General features: G+C 72.7%; 13 protein-coding genes. 6 read left to right on the top strand and 7 right to left on the bottom strand.

The window, feature by feature from the left end; genetic code table 11:
* The first annotated feature begins 19 nt into the window (after positions 1-19).
* Positions 20-2,806, top strand: coding sequence for a glycosyl hydrolase (locus ACFRU2_RS40200; RefSeq protein WP_382981284.1), 2,787 nt, complete (start codon positions 20-22; stop codon positions 2,804-2,806).
* 87 nt (positions 2,807-2,893) lie between these two features.
* Here ACFRU2_RS40200 and ACFRU2_RS40195 read toward each other — a convergent pair whose 3' ends face one another.
* On the bottom strand, positions 2,894-3,931 hold the full coding sequence (locus tag ACFRU2_RS40195) for a LacI family DNA-binding transcriptional regulator (protein ID WP_382981283.1): 1,038 nt from the start codon (positions 3,929-3,931) through the stop codon (positions 2,894-2,896).
* A 124-nt stretch (positions 3,932-4,055) separates the two neighbouring features.
* On the bottom strand, positions 4,056-4,217 hold the full coding sequence (locus tag ACFRU2_RS40190; RefSeq protein WP_382981282.1) for a carbohydrate-binding protein: 162 nt from the start codon (positions 4,215-4,217) through the stop codon (positions 4,056-4,058).
* A 221-nt stretch (positions 4,218-4,438) separates the two neighbouring features.
* Here ACFRU2_RS40190 and ACFRU2_RS40185 point away from each other — a divergent pair, with 221 nt between their 5' ends.
* Complete coding sequence (locus ACFRU2_RS40185) at positions 4,439-5,386, top strand: LysR family transcriptional regulator (protein ID WP_382981281.1); 948 nt, start codon at positions 4,439-4,441, stop codon at positions 5,384-5,386.
* Between the two features lie 90 nt (positions 5,387-5,476).
* Entirely contained in the window at positions 5,477-6,847 is a 1,371-nt protein-coding gene (locus ACFRU2_RS40180; protein ID WP_382981280.1) for a carbohydrate-binding protein, read from the top strand.
* A 101-nt stretch (positions 6,848-6,948) separates the two neighbouring features.
* Here the strand turns inward: ACFRU2_RS40180 and ACFRU2_RS40175 are convergent, their stop codons facing one another.
* Positions 6,949-9,345, bottom strand: coding sequence for a bifunctional serine/threonine-protein kinase/ABC transporter substrate-binding protein (locus tag ACFRU2_RS40175; RefSeq protein WP_382981279.1), 2,397 nt, complete (start codon positions 9,343-9,345; stop codon positions 6,949-6,951).
* A 249-nt stretch (positions 9,346-9,594) separates the two neighbouring features.
* Here ACFRU2_RS40175 and ACFRU2_RS40170 point away from each other — a divergent pair, with 249 nt between their 5' ends.
* Positions 9,595-12,237 (top strand): SpoIIE family protein phosphatase, encoded by a 2,643-nt coding sequence (locus tag ACFRU2_RS40170; RefSeq protein WP_382981278.1) that lies wholly within the window; start codon positions 9,595-9,597, stop codon positions 12,235-12,237.
* 24 nt (positions 12,238-12,261) lie between these two features.
* Here the strand turns inward: ACFRU2_RS40170 and ACFRU2_RS40165 are convergent, their stop codons facing one another.
* The 3 genes from ACFRU2_RS40165 to ACFRU2_RS40155 form a co-directional block, all read right to left on the bottom strand.
* The gene (locus ACFRU2_RS40165) at positions 12,262-13,101 is read right to left on the bottom strand and encodes a DUF1206 domain-containing protein (RefSeq protein ID WP_382981277.1); all 840 of its coding nucleotides are present in this window, start codon (positions 13,099-13,101) and stop codon (positions 12,262-12,264) included.
* Positions 13,102-13,106: 5 nt separating this feature from the next.
* The gene (locus tag ACFRU2_RS40160) at positions 13,107-13,556 is read right to left on the bottom strand and encodes an SRPBCC family protein (RefSeq protein ID WP_382981276.1); all 450 of its coding nucleotides are present in this window, start codon (positions 13,554-13,556) and stop codon (positions 13,107-13,109) included.
* A 130-nt stretch (positions 13,557-13,686) separates the two neighbouring features.
* A complete protein-coding gene (locus tag ACFRU2_RS40155; RefSeq protein ID WP_382981275.1) occupies positions 13,687-15,189 on the bottom strand; it encodes an alpha/beta hydrolase family protein in 1,503 nt (500 codons plus the stop codon).
* Positions 15,190-15,448: 259 nt separating this feature from the next.
* On the opposite strand from ACFRU2_RS40155, the gene ACFRU2_RS40150 reads away from it, so the two are divergent.
* Together ACFRU2_RS40150 and ACFRU2_RS40145 are read left to right on the top strand one after the other, a co-directional pair.
* Positions 15,449-16,603, top strand: coding sequence for a sensor histidine kinase (locus tag ACFRU2_RS40150; RefSeq protein WP_382981274.1), 1,155 nt, complete (start codon positions 15,449-15,451; stop codon positions 16,601-16,603).
* A complete protein-coding gene (locus ACFRU2_RS40145; RefSeq protein ID WP_382981273.1) occupies positions 16,600-17,262 on the top strand; it encodes a response regulator in 663 nt (220 codons plus the stop codon). Before ACFRU2_RS40150 ends, ACFRU2_RS40145 begins: the two co-directional genes overlap by 4 nt.
* A 15-nt stretch (positions 17,263-17,277) precedes the next feature.
* On the opposite strand, the gene ACFRU2_RS40140 is transcribed toward ACFRU2_RS40145, so the two are convergent.
* Positions 17,278-17,934, bottom strand: coding sequence for a GNAT family N-acetyltransferase (locus ACFRU2_RS40140; RefSeq protein ID WP_382981272.1), 657 nt, complete (start codon positions 17,932-17,934; stop codon positions 17,278-17,280).
* Positions 17,935-18,410: the final 476 nt, after the last annotated feature.

Raw genomic sequence — 18,410 nt, 5'->3', positions numbered from 1 at the left:
GTGATCGAGGTGCTGTTTCGTGCGAACCTCACTCTCCAGACCTGCCGCGGCGACGTTCCTGGCCATCGCCCTGGCCGCCGTCGGCCTGGGCCCCGCCGCCTTCCCCGCGGCGGCCGCCACCATCCCCGCGGGTTCCGGCAGTTACACCGACACCCGACCCGCCGGCACGTCCGGACCCACGACGAACACCGGCGCCCCCGTCACCCCCAAACTCACCGCCGCCGCCCGGGACAAGCCGGTTCCGACCAACGACTGGTGGACCTCGCTCGCCTACCAGCGCTACGGCGACAACCCGTACTCCACGCCCATGTACGGCCACCCCCTCACGTACCAGGCCAAGGCCTCCGGCCTGGAGGTCGGCTACCCGACCACGCCCGCGATCGTCGGTGACGGACGGCAGTACGAGTACGCCCACAAGGCCGATCTCACCGTCGGCCTCACCGGCCTGAACTCTCCCGACACCAAGGCCGACGCCTGGTCGGACTGGACGGTCACCCCGTACTGGGCGGACGGCTCCCGCACCTTCCGGGCCACCATCGGCCACGGCATGCCGTTCGTGTACGCCAAGGGCTCCGGCGGCGACGCCCGCATCACGACCGCCTCCACGCCCACGGTCTTCGCGGACAACGGCAACGTCCTCGGCATCACGGTCGCGGGCCACCACTACGCCCTGTTCGCCCCGACCGGCGCCGACTGGAACGTGTCCGGCACCACGATCACCGCCGGACTCGCGGGCAAGGACTACTTCTCGCTCGCCGTCCTGCCCTCCACGGACGCGCTCGCGACCTACCGCAAGTACGCCTTCAGCTTCGTCACCGGCTCCCAGGTGGCCTGGCAGAGCACCGGCGGCGCCGTCCGGGCGACCTACACCCTGACCACCGAGGCCAAGGAGGGCACCGAACGCGGCACGCTCCAGGCCCTCTACCGCCACCAGTGGCTGCACACCACCGACGTGCTGACCCCGTACACGTACGTCTCACCGCGCGGCACCATGAAGGTGCGCGAGTCCGCCTCCTTCACCACCAGCCAGAAGAACAACGGCGTGCTGCCCGCCCTGCCCGCCTCCAGCGGCGTCGACCGGGCCCGGCTGACCGGCTATCTCAACGAGGTCGCCAACGCGGCCGACCCGTTCTCCGGTGCCGCCGACACCTACTGGACCGGCAAGGCGCTCGGCCGGCTCGCCCAACTGGTGCCCGTGGCCGACCAGATCGGCCAGACCGCGACGCGCGACAAGCTCCTCGGCCTGATGAAGGGCCGGCTCCAGGAGTGGTTCACGGCCGGCGGGGCGAGCGAGTTCAGCTACGACAAGGACTGGAAGACCCTCACGGGATACCCGGCGTCCTACGGCAGCGACACCGAACTCAACGACCATCACTTCCACTACAGCTACTACGTCTACGCGGCGGCGATCATCGCCCAGTACGACCAGGCCTGGGCGGCCGACTCGGCCTGGGGCACGATGATCAAGCACCTGATCCGCGACACGGCCAACCCGAGCCGCACCGACTCGGCCTACCCCTTCCTGCGCGGCTTCGACGTGTACGCGGGCCACAGCTGGGCCTCCGGCCACCAGGGCTTCGCGGCGGGCAACAACCAGGAGTCCTCCTCGGAGTCCGTCAACCTCAGCGCCGGTCTCGTGCTCTGGGGCGCGGCGACCGGCGACACCTCGCTCCGCGACCTCGGCAGCTACCTGCTGACGACGGAGTCCGAGGCGATCACCCAGTACTGGTTCGACGCGAACGAGCAGGTCTTCCCGGCCTCGTACAAGTACGGCACGGTCGGCATGGTCTGGGGCAGCGGCGCCGCGTACTCCACCTGGTGGACCGCCAATCCGGAGGAGATCCACGGGATCAACGTCCTTCCCGTGACCGGAGGTTCGCTCCACGTGGCCCGTGAGAAGGCCGCCATCACGCGGAACATCGCCGAGATGGAGCGCGAGAACGGCGGCCCGGCCCAGGAGTGGCGCGACCTGCTCTGGGAGTTCGAGGCGCTGACCGATCCGGCTTCCGCGAAGGCCAAGTGGGACGCCGCGAACGGCAATTACACCCCCGAACAGGGTGATTCCAAGGCGCACGCCTACCACTGGATCACCACCCTCGCCACCGTGGGCGCGCCGGACATGACGGTCAGTGGGGACCTGCCCACCTCCGCCGTCTTCACCAAGAACGGAACCCGTACCTACACCGCGCACAACCACGGCTCCACCCCGCGCACGGTGACCTTCTCCGACGGCAAGACCCTTTCCGTACCGGCCCGTTCGACGGCCACCGGCACCGGCGCCGGCGGCGGAGACCCGGACCCGGACCCGGAGGAGCCGGGCCCGTCCACCGGCAACACCTTCCGCCTCAAGACCGGCGGCGTCCTCACCACCGCCACCACCGATCCGGCCGGCACGGACACCCTCGCCTCGGCCGACGGCGTCAACCGGGACGGCACCCCGTACCGGCCGAACGTCTACGAGGTGAAGCAGGTCAACGGCAAGCTCGCCGCCGGAGCCGCCACCACGTTCCGCCTCCGGGTGGACGCCGGCACCACGGTCGGGCTCGCCCCGCAGGTCCGCGTGAGCTACGACCTGACCGGTGACGGCACCTTCGACCGCACCGAAACCTTCCGCTACTTCGCGACCGACCCGGTCGCGGGCTGGGAGGAGTACACGCAGGCGGTCGGCGCGCAGGCCGTCACCGGCAGCCTGGGCGAACTCAAGAACGGCACCGTCCGCCTGGAAATCTGGAACGCGTTGGGCAGCAGCACGTCGCAGGTGCAGACGGGCACGGACGCGGCGGTGCTGAGGATCCCCTACGCGTAGTCCACTGCCAGGCGTAGGGACGCGATCGGTGCGGCGGGTTTCCGGCTCCTCGGGGGCGGAGACCCGCCGTACGCGTACGCCGGAGGCTCAGGCCGAGGCCCGCCGGACCAGCATGGTCGGGGTGATCACCGAGTCCGGTGCCGTGCCGTTCCCCGTACGGTCGAGGCTGCGCAGCAGCAGCTTCGCCATCAACCGCCCCTGGCCCTCGATGTCCTGGCTGACGGTGGTCAGCGGCGGGTCGGTCTCCTTGGCCACCGGGTCCATGTCGTCGAACCCGACGACCGCCACCTGCCCGGGCACCGCGATCCCGCGATCCCGCAGGACCCGTAGCGCCCCCGAGGCCATCAGGTCGTTCGCGACGAACACCGCGTCCAGGTCGGGTCGCCGGTCCAGCAGCTCCGCCATCGCCCGCGCCCCGCTCTCCACGGTGAAGGCGCCCTCGGCGACGAGCGTCGGATCCATGTCCAGCAGTACGTCCCGGTAGCCGTCCAGGCGGTCCATCGCCGAGGTCTGGTCGGGCGGCCCGCCGATGTGCGCGATCCTCTCCCGCCCGAGGTCCCGCAGGTACTGCACGGCGACCCGGGCTCCGCCCCGGTTGTCGGCGTCGACGTACGGAACGGCCCGTTCGCCGGGGTCGGTGGTCCAGCCGGGCCGGCCCCCGAACACGGTCGGAATCCCCGCTCGGCGCGTGATCGCGGGCAGCGGGTCGTCGGTGTGCAGCGAGAAGGCGAGCGCACCGTCCACGTGCCCGCCGGACAGGTACCGGGTGATCCGGTCGAAGTCCCCCGGCCCCTCCACCAGCAGCAGCACGAGCTGGGTGTCGTGGGCGGTCAGCTCCTTGCTGATGCCCCGGATCTGCTGGGAGAAGAAGGGGTCCGAGAAGATCCGCACCTCCGGCTCCGCGATGACGACGGCCACCGCGCCGGTGCGCCGCGTCACCAGCGTCCGGGCCGCGTGGTTGGGGACGTAGCCGAGCTCGTCGACCGCCCGGAGCACCTTGTCGACCAGCGGTTTACGGACCCCGTCGCCCCCGTTCACGACCCGCGAGGCGGTGGCCCGGGAGACCCCCGCTCGCGCCGCGACGGCTTCCAGGGTGGGTCGGTACCCGGGGGACTGCTCGGGCAAGGCGGTCGCTCCTCGTCGACGGGGGCGGCGAGGCGCAGGGCGGGTGCTGACCTGTGCCGTCGCCGGATCGTCTACAGCCTAGCGCCGGGACGGGCGGGAGACTGAGAGCGCTTCCAATCGCGGCTCAACCGGCGTAGCGCTGCCACATCTTGACGCTCGTCGCCGGGTTGTTCGCGGAGTTGGACTTGTGCGTCACCAGGCACCGGTACTGCTTGCCGAGATGAACGACACGGTCGTTCTCCGCATACTGCCGGTTGACCTTCCAGTCCGAGAATCCCGCTGCCATGTGACGCCGCCTTTCATCGAGCCGACTCACTGCCGACGCGCATGAAGCATCGCACCCTTCTGAACAGGGCAAATACCTGATCCTTTCGGCAGGTCCGCAGGAGTGCGCGGGAACACCGGAGCGGCGGCGCCGGACCCGGTGCCATGACGCACGGGCTTTCGTCGATTCCGGATGCGGCAGACCCGTAGCGCACGCCCACAGGTCTGGACCAAGCTCAGGGCATGGATCTGGAGTTGAGGCACCTCAAGATCGTCAGAGCCGTCGCCGACGCCGGCAGCCTGACCCGTGCGGCCACCGTGCTGGGGCTCACTCAGCCCGCTCTGAGCACCCAGCTCAAGCGGATCGAGCGAGCGCTCGACGGACCGCTCTTCGTTCGGGGGCGGGAAGGCGTACGGGCCACCGCGCTCGGGGAGCTGGTGCTGGAACGGGCCCGCGTGGTGCTGCCGGCCGTGTGCGAGCTTCAGGAGGAGGCGGTGCGCTTCGCCCGGCAGGGCACCGCCGGCTACCGGCTCGGGGGGACGCACGGGCCGCTGCTGGGCGGGCTCGTGGACCGGATCGTCCGGCAGGAGCCCGGTGTGCCGGTGACCACGTACACCTCGTGGTCGGAAGGGGAGGTCGCCGGTGGCGTGGCCGCCGGCCGGCTGGACTTCGCCCTGGTCGGGGTGTGCGGCGAGAGCACCCCGCCGGGACCGGGGCGGCTCGCGTGGAGGGAGGTGGCACGGGACCCGGTACACGTGATGCTGGCCGAGGACCACCCGCTGGCACAGCGGCCGTGGATCGAGCTGGCGGAACTGGCCGCCGAGGCCTGGACCGACGTACCGGGCGACGGGTGCTTCGGGGACTGCTTCGCGGCGGCGTGCGTGCGCGCCGGGTTCACCCCGGCGTGCGTGTACGAGACGGACACCGCTTCGTGCGTGCACCTCGTCCAGGTCGGGCGGGCCGTGGGGCTGTGCCGGGCGACCTTCCCCGTGACCCCCGGGCTGGTGACCCGGCCGCTCGCCGGGAGCCCGCTGGTGTGGCGGCACCTGCTCGGCTGGCATCCGGCGGCGCGGGCGGCCGCCCGCGCGGCGGCGGTGCTGCAGCACGCCCGGGACGCGCACACGGAGGCGCTGGCCCGATCGTCCGCAGCCGCGGTCGCCACGGCGCAGGTGCCGGCCGCACGGCCATAACACCGGGGGAGGGGCCGACCGGCATCTCCCGCGGAAGCATGCGGATTCCTACGGTGTCGCTGACCCCCCACCGAACCGAGGAGATCCCCCATGCTCAAGCGACACGCCCGCGCGGCGTGTACCGCCCTGGCCGCCGCCGGGCTGCTGCTGGCCGCCACCGGCGCCGTTGCCACCGCCGCCCCCGCGGACTCCGCCGACACCACGCGCCCGCAGAAGTCGGCCTCCGCCACCCTGCGCACCGCCGACGCCCCTCCCGAACTGCTCGCCGCCATGCAGCGCGACCTCGGCCTGACCCCCACACAGGCCAAGTCCCGCCTGGCCCACGAGGCCGAAGCGGGAGCCGCCGCCGCCCGGCTCCAGGCCCGGCTCGGCGCCGCCTTCGCCGGAGCCTGGCTGGACGGTGCCGACGCGGGGACCCTGACCGTGGCCACCACCCGGGCCTCCGACGCGGCATCGATACGGGCCACCGGGGCCCGGGCGAAGCTCGTCAGCCGCTCCCTGGCCGACCTGGACACCGCGAAGGCCGCGCTGGACCGGGCCGCCACCGCGGGGACCCCGGTCCGCTACGTCGACCCGCGCGGCAACACCCTGGTCGTCGAGGAGACCCGGCCCGGGGCCGCGAGTGCCCTGCTGGCGGCCACCGGGACCGACGCGGCACTGGTCACGGTGGTCCGTACCGCCGAGGCCCCGCGCCCGCTGTACGACCTGCGCGGCGGGGACGCGTACTACATGAACGGCAGCGGCCGCTGCTCGGTCGGCTTCCCGATCACCAAGGGAACGGTGAACGGATTCGCCACCGCCGGCCACTGCGGACGGGCCGGGACCGCCACCAGCGGCTTCAACCAGGTCGCCCAGGGCTCCTTCCAGGCCTCCGTCTTCCCCGGCAACGACATGGCCTGGGTGGCGGCGAACGCCAACTGGTCCTCCACCCCCTACGTCAAGGGCAGCGGCGGGGCGAACGTGCAGGTCACGGGCTCGGTGCTGCAACCCGTCGGGGCCTCGGTGTGCCGCTCCGGATCGACCACCGGCTGGCACTGCGGGACCGTCCAGCAGCACAACACCAGCGTCACCTACCCCGAGGGCACCATCTCCGGCGTCACCCGTACGACGGTCTGCGCCGAGCCCGGTGACTCCGGCGGCTCCTACATCTCCGGCAGCCAGGCCCAGGGCGTCACCTCCGGCGGCTCCGGCAACTGCTCCAGCGGGGGAACCACCTTCTTCCAGCCGCTGAACCCGATCCTGTCCGCCTACGGACTGACGCTCAGGGTCACCGGAACCGACCCGGGCCCGGGTCCCGGCCCGGGCGACCCCGAGCCCGGCGGCACCTGGAAGGCCGGCTCCGTCTACGCGGCCGGCGCCACGGTCACCTACGGCGGCGCGAGCTACCGGTGCATCCAAGGCCACCAGGCCCAGACGGGCTGGGAGCCGCCCGTGGTCCCGGCGCTCTGGCAGCGGCTGTAGCTCGAGCTCGCTCGTGAGGACAGGAGGCGCCGTGGCTGCCAAGGGGGGAGTCACGGCGTCTCCGGCCGGATCACCGGATCACCTGATCAGCGGATCGCCGATCAGGGTGTACCGGGGCCGCTCTTCACGGTCGTCCAGCTGCCGCCCTTCACCGCGTACACCGTCAGCCGGCGGTTGACCGTGTCGCCGTACTCGTCGAAGGCCACTCGACCGGTGACGCCGTCGAACGCCAGCCCCGACACGGCCTGCGGCATCTTCGCCCGGGCGTCGGCGGGGAGGGTTCCGCCGTGGGCCTCCACCACGGCCTTCACCGCCTCGATGAGGGCCCAGGTCGCGTCGTACGCGTAGGGGCCGTACGAACCGGCCGCCTCCGGGTAACCCGCCTCCTGGTACTGCTTGAGGAAGTCCCTTCCCTTGGCCAGGTCCTCGGCAGGAATGCCGATGCCCGTGGCGAGGTCCCCCTCGGCCTTCGTGTTCGTCGTGAGGAACTGCTGGTCGAAGATGCCGTCCCCACCCATCAGCGGGATGGTCAGGCCCGCCCGCTTGAGCTGCTCGGAGAGCGGCCCGGCGGTGTCGTAGTAGCCGCCGAAGTACACGGCATCGGCGCCGGAGGCCCGGATCTGGGCGGCCAGGTAGGAGAAGTCCTCCTGCGCGGGATCGACCCGGTCCGTACCCACGACGGTTCCGCCGAGCTTCGTGAACGCGGCACTGAACCCGGAAGTGAGGCCGCTGCCGTAGGCGCTGTTGTCGTCGATCAGGTAGAGCTTCCGCTTCCCGGCCTCGTCGTGGAGGTACCGGGCGGCGAACGGCCCCTGGTCGACGTCCGTGGCGACGGTTCGGAAGTAGGTCGGGTACGGGCGGGACTTGGAGCCCTTGGCCCAGTGGGGGCCCAGGGTGAGCACGGGGTCGGTGTTGGACGGTGACACGTTGACGAGGTTCGCCCGCCCGAGCGGTTCCGCCATGGTCTTGGCGACCGTGGAGGTGAGCGGCCCGACCAGGCCGAGCACCTTCGCGTCGTCGATGAACCGAGCGGCGTTCGGCCCGCCCTTGGCGGGAGCGGCCTCGTCGTCCAAAGCCTTGATCTCGAAGTTCACGCCGGGTACGTGACCCGTGCGGTTGGACGTCCTGGCCGCCAGGTCGGCGGAGTTCTTCATGCCCACCCCCATGGCCGACAGGCCGCCGCTGAGCGGTGCGTCCACCCCGATGACCACCGTGACGGGGGAGGCCGCGGAACCGCCGCCGGGGGTCCCGCCGCCGGGCGGGTCGTCACGGGTCAGCTTCCATGTCAGGACGGAGCCTGCCGCGAGCGTGACCATGGCGACTCCCAGCACGGCGGAGCGCCGTGTGAGGGCGCGCCGACGGGCGGACGCACCCTCGTCCCGCCCCCGGTGGTGCGGCCGGCCGAGCGAGATCAGATCCTCGGCCGGGGGAACGGCCACGGGCGGGGCGGTCGGCCGCTCCGGTACGGGCAGGCGGAGGGTACCGGGCGCGTGCGCCGGTTCCTCGGGAGCGGGCGCCGGTTCCTCGGCCGTGGGCGTGGGCAGGGGAGACGAGGACGGCAGCTCGGTTTCCCGCTCGGTCGGGGCCGGAGCGCGCTCCGGCCCCGCATCCGGGAGAGGTGCCGGTACGGACTCGCGCGGGACGGTCTCCGCGCTCGCGTCCGCCCGGGACCGGGAGGACCGCAGCGCCGATGCCAGCAGATCGGCGGCCTCGGCGGCGCCGACGCGCTGCGCCGGGTCCTTCGTCAGGAGCGCGTCCAGTACGGGCGCCAGCAGGCCGGCGTGCGTCGGCGGCCGGTGCGGGCGGGTGAAGACGGCCACGGCAAGGGCGTGGAGTCCGTCGGCCTCGAACGGCGGGCGTCCCTCGACGGCGTGGTAGAGGGTGGCGCCGAGCGCCCACAGGTCGTTGGCGGGGGTCGGGCGCTTGCCCTCCAACTGCTCCGGGGGCATGTAGTGCGGGGTGCCGATGACGGTCCCGCTCCGGCTGAGGTTGGTCGTGGCGTCCGCCAGGTGGGCGATGCCGAAGTCGGTGAGGACGACGCGGTCCTTGGTCAGGAGCACGTTGTCCGGCTTGATGTCGCGGTGGATGATCCGTGCGTCGTGCGCCGCGGTGAGCGCGCCGAGCAAGGCGGCCCCTATCTCCGCCACGCGCTGCACGGGCAGCTGGCCCTGCTCGCGGATGGCGGCGGCCAGGGACTGCCCCCGGACGAACTCCATGACGATGACGGGGGCGCCGTGGTGCTCGACGACGTCGTGGATGGTGATGATCCCGGGATGGCTGAGAGTGACCGCCGCGCGGGCCTCGCCGGTGAAACGCCTGAGGAGCGTCGTGCGGTCGCCGTCGTCCAGCCCCGCCGGGAAGAGGATCTCCTTGACGGCGACCTCGCGGCCGAAGAGCTGCTGGTCGACGCCGCGCCAGACCCGCCCCATACCCCCCTGGCCGATGCATTCGACCAGCTGGTACCGGCCGGCGATGAGTTCGGAATTCTGCTCGGTCACGCGCACACTCTAGGACCTGTTGGACCGGTCGGGTGACGCAACGATGGCCTGATCCGGCGCCCCGGGCCGAGGGGGTCGGCGGCCATGAGCGCGGCCCGCGTGTGAACGCCGGAACGTCATGCTGCATGCCGGGGCGCCACGGACGCCCAGAGGTGCTACAACTGGGTGCGTGACCCTTCCTTGCCACCCGTGCCTGGTGTGTCGGTGCGGTCACTCCTAGGCAACAGACTGCGAAGCGTCGCCGGACAGGTGTTCGTCCTTCAGGTGGCGATCGTGGTGTTGCTCGCTGCCGGCGCCCTGCTGTCCCTGCTGCTCCAGTCGCGGCACGACAGTGACCGGGAGGCACGCAACCGGTCGGTCGCCGTCGCGCAGACCGTCGCCCACTCCCTGGGCCTGCAGGCCGCGCTGAAGACGAAGGACCCGTCCGCCATCCTGCAACCCCTCGCCGAGACGACGCGCAAGGCCTCCGGCGTGGACTTCGTCGTGGTGATGGACACCAACGGCATCCGGTACAGCCATCCCCAGCCGGACCGCATCGGGAAACGGTTCGTCGGCACGATCGAGCCCTCGCTCGCCGGACAGGTCCACACCGAGAGCGTGCAGGGTCCGCTCGGCAAGGAGATCCAGGCCGTGGTGCCGGTCACCGCTGCCGACGGCCGGGTCGTCGCACTGGTCTCCGCGGGCCTGACCGTGAAGAACGTGACCGGTGTCGTCGACCGTCAGCTCCCGGTCATCCTCCTGGCCATCGCGACCGGCCTGGCCCTGGCCACCGCCGGCTCGGCGCTGATCAGCCGACGGCTGCGCCGGCAGACCCACGGGCTCGGCACGGAGGAAATGACCCGCATGTACGAGCACCACGACGCGGTGCTCCACGCCGTCCGCGAAGGGGTGCTGATCACGGACGGCGACGGGCGGCTACGCCTGGCCAACGACGAGGCCAAGCGGCTTCTCGACCTGCCGGAAGACGCCGAGGGACGCAGCGTCGGCGCGGTGCCCGGGCTGAACCGCCGGATGGCGGACCTCCTGCTGTCGGGCCGCGTGGCCACCGACGAGGTACTCGAAACGGGCGACCGGCTGCTCGTGGTCAACCAGCGGCCCACCCACCCCGGAGGCCGCCAGGAGGGGGCCGTGGTCACCATCCGGGACTCCACCGAGATGCAGGTCCTGACGAGCCGGGCGGACACGGCCCGCAGACGGCTCAAGCTGCTGTACGACGCGGGAGGCGAGGTCGGAACGAGCCTCGACGTGGTGCGGACGGCCGAGGAACTCGCCGCCGTCGCCGTGCCCCGGTTCGCGGACTACGTCACGGTCGACCTGGCCGACTCGGTGCTCGACGGCGACGAACCCGGCGCCGGTGCCGACATGCGGCGCACGGCCGTCAGCGGCATCCGCTCCGACCACCCCCTCTACCCCCGCGGGTGGCTGATCGCCTTCCTTCCCTCCACCCCTCAGGCACGCGGCTACGGCACCGGCGAAGCGGAGCTCGTGCCCGACCTGGCCGACGCGCATGGCTGGCACGCCCAGGACCCGCCGCGAGCCCGGGCCATCGTCGACTACGGAATCCACTCGCTCATCGTGGCCCCGCTCAGGGCACGGGGCGTCGTACTCGGCGTGGTCAACTTCTGGCGGTCGCAGAAGCCGGAGCCCTTCGACGAGGACGAGCTGTCCCTGGCCGAGGAACTCGTCGCCCGGGCGGCGGTCAGCATGGACAACGCCCGCCGCTACACCCGTGAACACGCCCTCGCCGAGACCCTCCAGCGCAGCCTGCTGCCGCGCGCCCTGCCCGAGCAGAGCGCCGTGGACGTGGCGCACTTCTACCTGCCCGCCCAGTCCGGCGTGGGCGGCGACTGGTTCGACGTGATCCCCCTGCCGGGCAGCCGGGTCGCGCTGGTCGTCGGAGACGTCGTCGGGCACGGACTGCACGCCGCGGCCACCATGGGGCGGCTCCGCACGGCGGTGCACAACTTCTCCACCCTCGACCTGCCGCCCGACGAGATCCTCGCCCGCCTGGACGACCTCGTGCAGCGCATCGACCGCGACGGGGCGGCCGACGACCTGGACGGCGGCGTACTGGGCGCGACCTGCCTGTACGCCGTCTACGACCCGGTGTCCCAGCACTGCACCATGGCCCGGGCAGGGCACCTGCCACCCCTCGTGGTCGCGCCCGACGGCACGACGGACATCGTGGACCTGCCGGCCGGGCCCCCGCTGGGGCTGGGCGGCATGCCGTTCGAAACCGCGGAGCTGTACCTGGAGGAAGGCAGCCAGCTCGTCCTGTACACGGACGGACTGATCGAGGAGCGGGCCCGGGACATCGGCGAGGGGCTGGAGCTGCTCCGCGCGGCGCTGAGCCATCCGGACCGGGGCCCCGCGGAGAGCTGCCGGGCCGTACTCGATCTCCTCCTGCCGGCCCGTCCGGCCGACGACGTGGCGCTGCTCATCGCACGGACGCGGACCCTCGGCGCGGACCGGGTCGCGGAGTGGGACATGCCGTTCCAGCCGGATGCGGTGGCCGCCATGCGGAGCGTCGCGGTGAAGCAGCTCGAGGAATGGGGCCTGTCGGAGATCGCCTTCGCCACCGAGCTGATCCTCAGCGAACTGGCCACGAACGCCCTGCGGTACGGCAGCGCGCCGGTCCGGGTACGGCTGCTGCACGCCCGCACCCTGACCTGCGAAGTGTGGGACGGCAGCAATTCGGCCCCGCACCCGCGCTACGCCGCCACCACGGACGAGGGAGGGCGCGGCCTGTTCCTGGTGGCGCAGCTCAGCGAGCAGTGGGGCACCCGCTACACGCCCGACGGCAAGGTCATCTGGGCGGAACAGTCCCTCCACGGCACTCCGGGTGCCGGCGAACCGTCCCCCGCGGCCTTCCTCGACCTGGAACCCCTCTGATCCGTCCCGCCTCCCGACCCGGGATCAGACCTTGCGCCACCGGGCCATCGCCCAGGAGAACAGTCCGAAGAGCACCAGCCCCACGGCGACCGCCAGCAGCAGCCACGGACCCGCCGGGGTGGTGGTGAACGACCGCAGCGTGTCGTCCACCCCCTTCGCCTGCGCGGGCTCGAAGCGCAGAGCGGCGTACACGAGGAAGCCTCCGGCCGCGATGCCCACCGCTCCCCGGGCCAGACCGCCGGTCACTCCGAGGAAGTCGACGGCCTTGCGCCACCGGTCGGAGACACCTCCCATGGACAGGTGCTTGCGGAAGGAGCAGCGTGCGGCCTGCACCGCGATGACCACGCCCGCGACGGCGATGCCGCCTCCCGCCGCGGCCACCAGCCATTGGCCGGCGGGCAGCTCCAGGGCCTTCGCCGTCGCATCGCGCGACTGTTCGTCCCCGGAGCGCCCGCCGCCCGCGGAGAAGGTCAGTACGGAGAAGGCCACCGCGCTGTAGAACACGCACCGGCCTGCCGAGGCCAGCCGTTTCACGGGCTTGTCGCCGTCCGGTCCGGCCGCCCCGAACAGCGCCTCCGTCAGACGCCACAGCGCCATGCACACGATTCCGAGGCCCACGGCCCAGACGAGGACACCGCCGAAGGGCTTGTCCGAGAGCTCCTGGAGGGCGCCCTGCCGGTCGGCCTCCTCACCACCGTCTCCCAGGGCGATGCGCACGGCCAGGATCCCGGTCAGTACGTACAGCACCCCGCGTGCCACCAGCCCGCACCGCGCCGTGATCTCCCGGCCCCGGCCGCCCTGCGAGGCGGTACCGGCTCCCCGGGACGCGGCGTCGGCGCCCCCGCGCGCCGTTCGGATTCCCATCGCGGTCAGATCTCGCCGCGCCAGCCGCCGGTCGCGACCCCGCGCGATTCGATGAACAGCTTGAACCGCTTCAGATCACCCGCGACCTGCCGCTTGACGAAGCCGAGCTTGTCGGCGGCCGTCTCCGCCAGGCCGTCGGGGACCCAGTTCATGTGCAGGACGACCTTCGTGGTGGTCGCGTCGACCGGCTGGAAGGTGACGAGCCCGGCCTGGCGGGCCTCCCCGTCGACCGTGATCCACGCGACGCGCCGGTCCCGGAGCTGCTCGGTGATCTGCGCGTCGAACTCACGCTGCACCCCGTTCACGTTCGTCACCCAGTGGGTGAGCGTGTCCGTGCGCTGGACGATCCGCTCGACCCCCTCCATGAAGACGGGAAAGTCCTCGAACTGCGTCCACTGGTCGTAAGCCGTGCGTACGGGGACGTTGACCTCGACGTACTCCTCGACGTGCGACATGCGCACCCCTTCCGTGTCGTCAGCAGCCCGCACCCGCGGGTGCGGGTCGTCCGTCAGGACGTCTCGAGGCGCGGCTACCCGAGCTCGACGGACCCATGCGCGGACCGGCCGACCCAACGCGCCGAGGCGTTCACGGGGTTGGCGTCGTAGTTCCCCGAGCCCCCGATGCCGAGACCGTGCCGTAGGCCCGGAGGGCGTCGGCCGGGTCGCCGGGGCGGTCTCGCAGACTGGCGTCCAGAAAGGCGAGGGTGGCCGCGGCGACGACGCGCGGGCTCTCCGTGCGGCCCAGGGTGCCGACGATCGAGGGCACGGGCGGCAGGTAGAGCGGGCCGTCCATGAAGGTGAGGTGCCCGGCTCCGGGGACGGCGAGCCGGTAGCTCGTCGCGGTGTTCTGTTCGAGGGCCTCGGTGAGCCGGGGCAGGTAGCGCGGGTCGGTGCCGGCGGTGATCTCCTGGGTGAGCGCGAGCGCCGGCTGCTCGAGGGCGGGCGCGGTGGGGCCGTGGGGGTAGCCGTCCAGGTCGACGACGGCGTCGAACCGGCGGTCCTGCCGGGCCGCCTGCAGGGCGGCGGCTCCGCCGAGGGAGTGGCCGGCCGCCGCGGAGCGGCCGGTGTCCAGGCGTCCGGTCAGCGGGTCGGCGGTCTCACCGCGGTCCAGTCGCTCCAGTCGGGTGAGGACGAAGCCGAGGTCGGCGGCCCGGACGGCGGTCCAGCCGGCGGCCAGCTCCTCGTCCCTGTCGCGGTCCCCGGAGGAGGCGGTGGTGGCTCGGATCGTGCGGCCGTCGACGAGGACGACGACGGCGGAGTCGTACGGGTGGTCGAGGGCGGCGACCAGGTAGCCGTGACTGGCCAGCTCTTCGGCCCAGGCGGTGTTCTGGGACCGCACCCCGCCCGATCCCGGGGAGAAGAGGACGACCGGGAACCGCCCACCTCCGTCAGCCACCGGGGCGTCGACGACCGCGCGGCTCCGGGCCCTCGGGACGCCGTCGACCAGGAATCCGGGCAGGCCGACCCCGCCGGCGAGGGCCTCGGAGACGGTCCGCGCCTCGCTCTCCGTACGCCCCAGGTACTGGGCCCGAGGGACGCCCGCAGGGCTCTTCTGCGCCGGGTACCAGAGCTGGACCACGACCGTGCGTCGGTCGTCCGGATCGGGGGTGAAGCTCTCGGGGCGCAGCGGGTCGGTCCACTGCACCACCCGGGTGCCGACCGCGAAGGCACCCGTCGGCTCGGGGAAGACGGGCACGGGGAAGGCCCAGGCGGCCACCGGGCCGGTGGCGATCAGGCCGGCGCAGGCCAGCGATCCCGGCAGGGCCAGCCACCAGCGGGTCCGCCACGCCGGTCGGCCGGTTCCGGGCCGCAGCAGGGGCGGGAGGGCGAACGCCGAGGCGACGGCGGCGCCGGCCAGGACCGGCAGCATCTGCCAGCGGATCCCCACGATGCCCAGCACGATCGCCGACGGTACGAGGACCGCCCCCGCCGCGACGGTGACGGGCCGACGGGCGGCCGGAGGGAGCCAGCGCGCCGCCGGCAGCACGACGGCGCACAGCAGGACGAGGACTTCCGGAAGGGACAGGAACAGCCCCGGGATGGTTTCGGTCACCCGGCCATGCTCGGCGCCCGGTCCGCGCCGCCGCATCGGCCCCGGGTAGCCGCCGACTGCGACCGGGATGGCAACCGGGGGCGGGCCGCGGTGCGACCGGGGTGGCAACCGGGCACCCCGGACCGGCGGCCGGACTGCGACCGTGGGAGGTGGCGGGTCTCCTCCTGTGGTCGTACCCCGGCACATTGCGCTCCGACGCCGGGCTCATGTGCGGCGCGGACCCGCGGCCTAGGCTGCGGCTGTACGCGGTGGCTGCCTAGGCCGGGCCGCCACGACGACCGATCGGCGGAGAGGTGTGACGGTGCGCCACCGGGACCGGGTACCGCCCCTGGTGTGGGACGCGGTACTGCCGGCGCTGCTCCTGCTCAACGTCGTGACCACGTACCCGGCCCGGGAGCTGCCGGTGGCGGCGGCGCTCACCGCCGCCCTGGCGCTGCCCCTCGTATGGCGGCGCCGGGCCCCGCTCGCGGTGTTCGCCGTCGTGGTGGCCGCGGCCTTCGTCCAGTGGCTGGCGGACCTCCAACTGCCCGGGGCCATCGCCCTGCTGGTGGCCCTGTACACGGTGGCCGCACACACGGGCCGGCGCGGCACGCTGCTCGCCGCCGCCGTCGTGGAGGGCGGGGCCGTGCTGGCCTGCCTGCGCTGGGCATCGAACGGCGCGTTCCTCACCCCGTTCGTCGCGCTCTCCGCGACGGTGGTAGCCGCCGCCGTCCTCGGGGTGAACGTGCGGACCGGCCGGGCCTACCTCGCCGCAGTGCAGGAGCGGGCCGAACGGCTGGCGCTGCACCAGGAGCAGCAGGCGCTGCTGGCCGTCACCGAGGAGCGGGCCCGGATCACCCGCGAGATGCACGACATCGTCACCCACAACCTGTCGGTCATGGTCGCGCTCACCGACGCCGCCGTCTACGCGCAGCACAGGTCCCCGGACCGGGCCACCGCCGCGATGCTGCAGATCTCCGAAACGGGCCGGCAGGCCCTCACCGACATGCGGCGCTCGTTGGGCGTCCTGCGGGCCGACGAGCCCGAGGCCGAGCGCCACCCGCTGCCCGGCATCGCCCAACTGGAGGCGCTCGCCGACCAGATGGCCGCCGCCGGGCTGCCGACCGGCCTGGAGGTCCGCGGCGGCCACGCCCACGTACCGGCCACCGCGCAACTCACCGTCTACCGCCTGGTGCAGGAAGCCTTGACCAACACCCTCAAGCACACCCCCGCCGGCACTCGCGCGACGGTCCTGGTCGCGTGCTCGGCCGGGAGCATCGGCGTAGAAGTCACCGACAGCGGCCCCCGACCGGCGCTTCCCGCCCCAGAGCGGCCCGGCTACGGCATCCCCGGTATGCGCGAGCGCGCGGCCGCCTACGGGGGGACGCTGCGGGCCGGACCGCTTCCGAGCGGCGGCTGGGGTGTGCGGACCCGGCTCCTGCTGGGCAGCAGCGGGACGGGCGCCGTATGACGATCCGCATCGTGATCGCCGACGACGAGGCACTGCTTCGGATGGCCTTCGGCACGGTCCTGGAGGCCCAGCCCGACATGGTGCCGGTCGGCGAGGCCGCGGACGGCGCCGAGGCCGTCCGCCTCTCCCGGGAGCTGCGGCCCGACGTCGTACTGATGGACGTACGGATGCCAGGGACGGACGGGATCGAGGCGACCCGGCAGGTCGTCGAGGTCTCCCCGGGGAGCAAGGTGCTGATCCTGACCACCTTCGACCTGGACGCGTACGCCTTCGCCGCGCTCGGCGCCGGGGCCTCGGGCTTCCTGCTGAAGAACACCCGGCCCGAGGAACTGCTCACCGCGATCCGCAACGTCGCGGCGGGCGACGCGGTGCTCTCCCCGCGGATCACCCGGCGCCTGCTGGAGAACTTCCGTCCACACCTGGCCTACGGGGACACCGCCGTCCACGACGAGCGGCTGGACCGGCTCAGCGCCCGGGAGCGCGAGGTGCTCATCGAGGTCGGTCGCGGCCTGTCCAACGCCGAGATCGCGGCCGCCCTGCACCTCGCGGAGGCGACCGTGAAGTCCCATCTGGGACGGATCCTGCTCAAGCTGGAGCTCCGCGACCGGATCCAGGCCGTGGTCTTCGCCCACGAGAACCGCCTGGTCTCCCCGGCCTGACGCCGGTGGAGGGGCTTACGGGGATGGGGCTGTGGGCGAGGGCTCGCGCCACATGGGCCAGAGGACGGGTCCGTCCTGCGGGAGACGGAGCTCGGAGACGACGCGGAAGCCCAGCCGTTCGTAGAAGGGGACGTTGGCTGCCTTGCTCGACTCCAGGTAGGCGGGTTGCCCGAGCCTGTCGCAGTCGGCCAGCTGCTGGCGCAACAGTGCCGACCCGACGCCCGTCCCCTGGAGCCCTGTGTCCGTCCCCACGGACGGCAGGTACCAGTGCGGAATCTCCGGATGGGAAGCGTGCATGAGGTTCTGGACCTCACCGGCCCGCGACATCCCTCGGAGACCGAAGACGCGCACGTAGGCGGGGAGCGCCACCAGCTCTCGTACGGCAGAGCCCTTCCAGCGCCCCGGCCCCGACCACAGCGCGGCCGCCAGCAACCGCCCGTCACGGGTCGCGGCGACCCGGACACCGCCCGCGCGAGGTCGCTGCTGGCGCTGGGCGAGCTCGAAGTAGCGGGCGATCCGGCGTTCCCGGTCGGCCGAGGCGGGGACCATCCACGCCATGACCGGGTCATCGGAGAAGGCACGGGCCAGCAGGGCGGCGACCGCCCCGGACTCGGAGGGCCGGGCGAACCGGATGCCGTACCCGGCGATGGGCGGTGTCGTGCGGGTGCTCATGGGTCCACGCTAGGCAGCGGTCCCGGTCCTCTGCGGCCGCGCACGAAGGACACGCCGTAGGAACCACCCGGCGACGCCGCTGCCACTGGGCTGTGGGTACGACCGGGAACACAGGGTGAGATTCGGGGCTCCCGGCGGTGACCCGCCCCACAGGACCTTGGTCACATACGAGGCGGGATAGTAGTCCTTAAACGGCCCTTACCCACCCCCTCACGCCAGCCCCGACCTGCATCGATACCCACCTGCCCTCTGGGGGGTCGTTGCGCCCCGGCTGCGAGGAGCACTAGTAAGAGGGGTCGTTGCCAGGCGGGCTCTACCCCCGTAGAACTGGATGAGTCGCAAGGCGGTCGGAGATCCCCCGGGCTCACCCCCGGAACCCGCGGTTCTCCTGCTTCCGCCGACGATCCCCTCTCCTTCGCGTGAGTGGCTCACGCATGCCTCTGGCATGCCTGCGACTGCCCTTGTTCCCTTCGGAA

The sequence above is a fragment of the Streptomyces sp. NPDC056883 genome (assembly GCF_042788835.1).
Classification (GTDB): Bacteria; Actinomycetota; Actinomycetes; order Streptomycetales; family Streptomycetaceae; genus Streptomyces; species Streptomyces stoeckheimensis.
The sequence above is the reverse complement of the archived record's forward strand: the minus strand, read 5'-3'. Positions and strand labels throughout refer to the sequence as shown.

Coding starts and splice junctions, on each gene's coding strand:
- ACFRU2_RS40145 (WP_382981273.1), top strand. CDS start 16,600: ATGACGATCCGCATCGTGATCGCCGACGACGAGGCACTGCTTCGGATG.
- ACFRU2_RS40160 (WP_382981276.1), bottom strand. CDS start 13,556: ATGTCGCACGTCGAGGAGTACGTCGAGGTCAACGTCCCCGTACGCACG.
- ACFRU2_RS40155 (WP_382981275.1), bottom strand. CDS start 15,189: ATGCGGCGGCGCGGACCGGGCGCCGAGCATGGCCGGGTGACCGAAACC.
- ACFRU2_RS40190 (WP_382981282.1), bottom strand. CDS start 4,217: ATGGCAGCGGGATTCTCGGACTGGAAGGTCAACCGGCAGTATGCGGAG.
- ACFRU2_RS40185 (WP_382981281.1), top strand. CDS start 4,439: ATGGATCTGGAGTTGAGGCACCTCAAGATCGTCAGAGCCGTCGCCGAC.
- ACFRU2_RS40140 (WP_382981272.1), bottom strand. CDS start 17,934: ATGAGCACCCGCACGACACCGCCCATCGCCGGGTACGGCATCCGGTTC.
- ACFRU2_RS40165 (WP_382981277.1), bottom strand. CDS start 13,101: ATGGGAATCCGAACGGCGCGCGGGGGCGCCGACGCCGCGTCCCGGGGA.
- ACFRU2_RS40180 (WP_382981280.1), top strand. CDS start 5,477: ATGCTCAAGCGACACGCCCGCGCGGCGTGTACCGCCCTGGCCGCCGCC.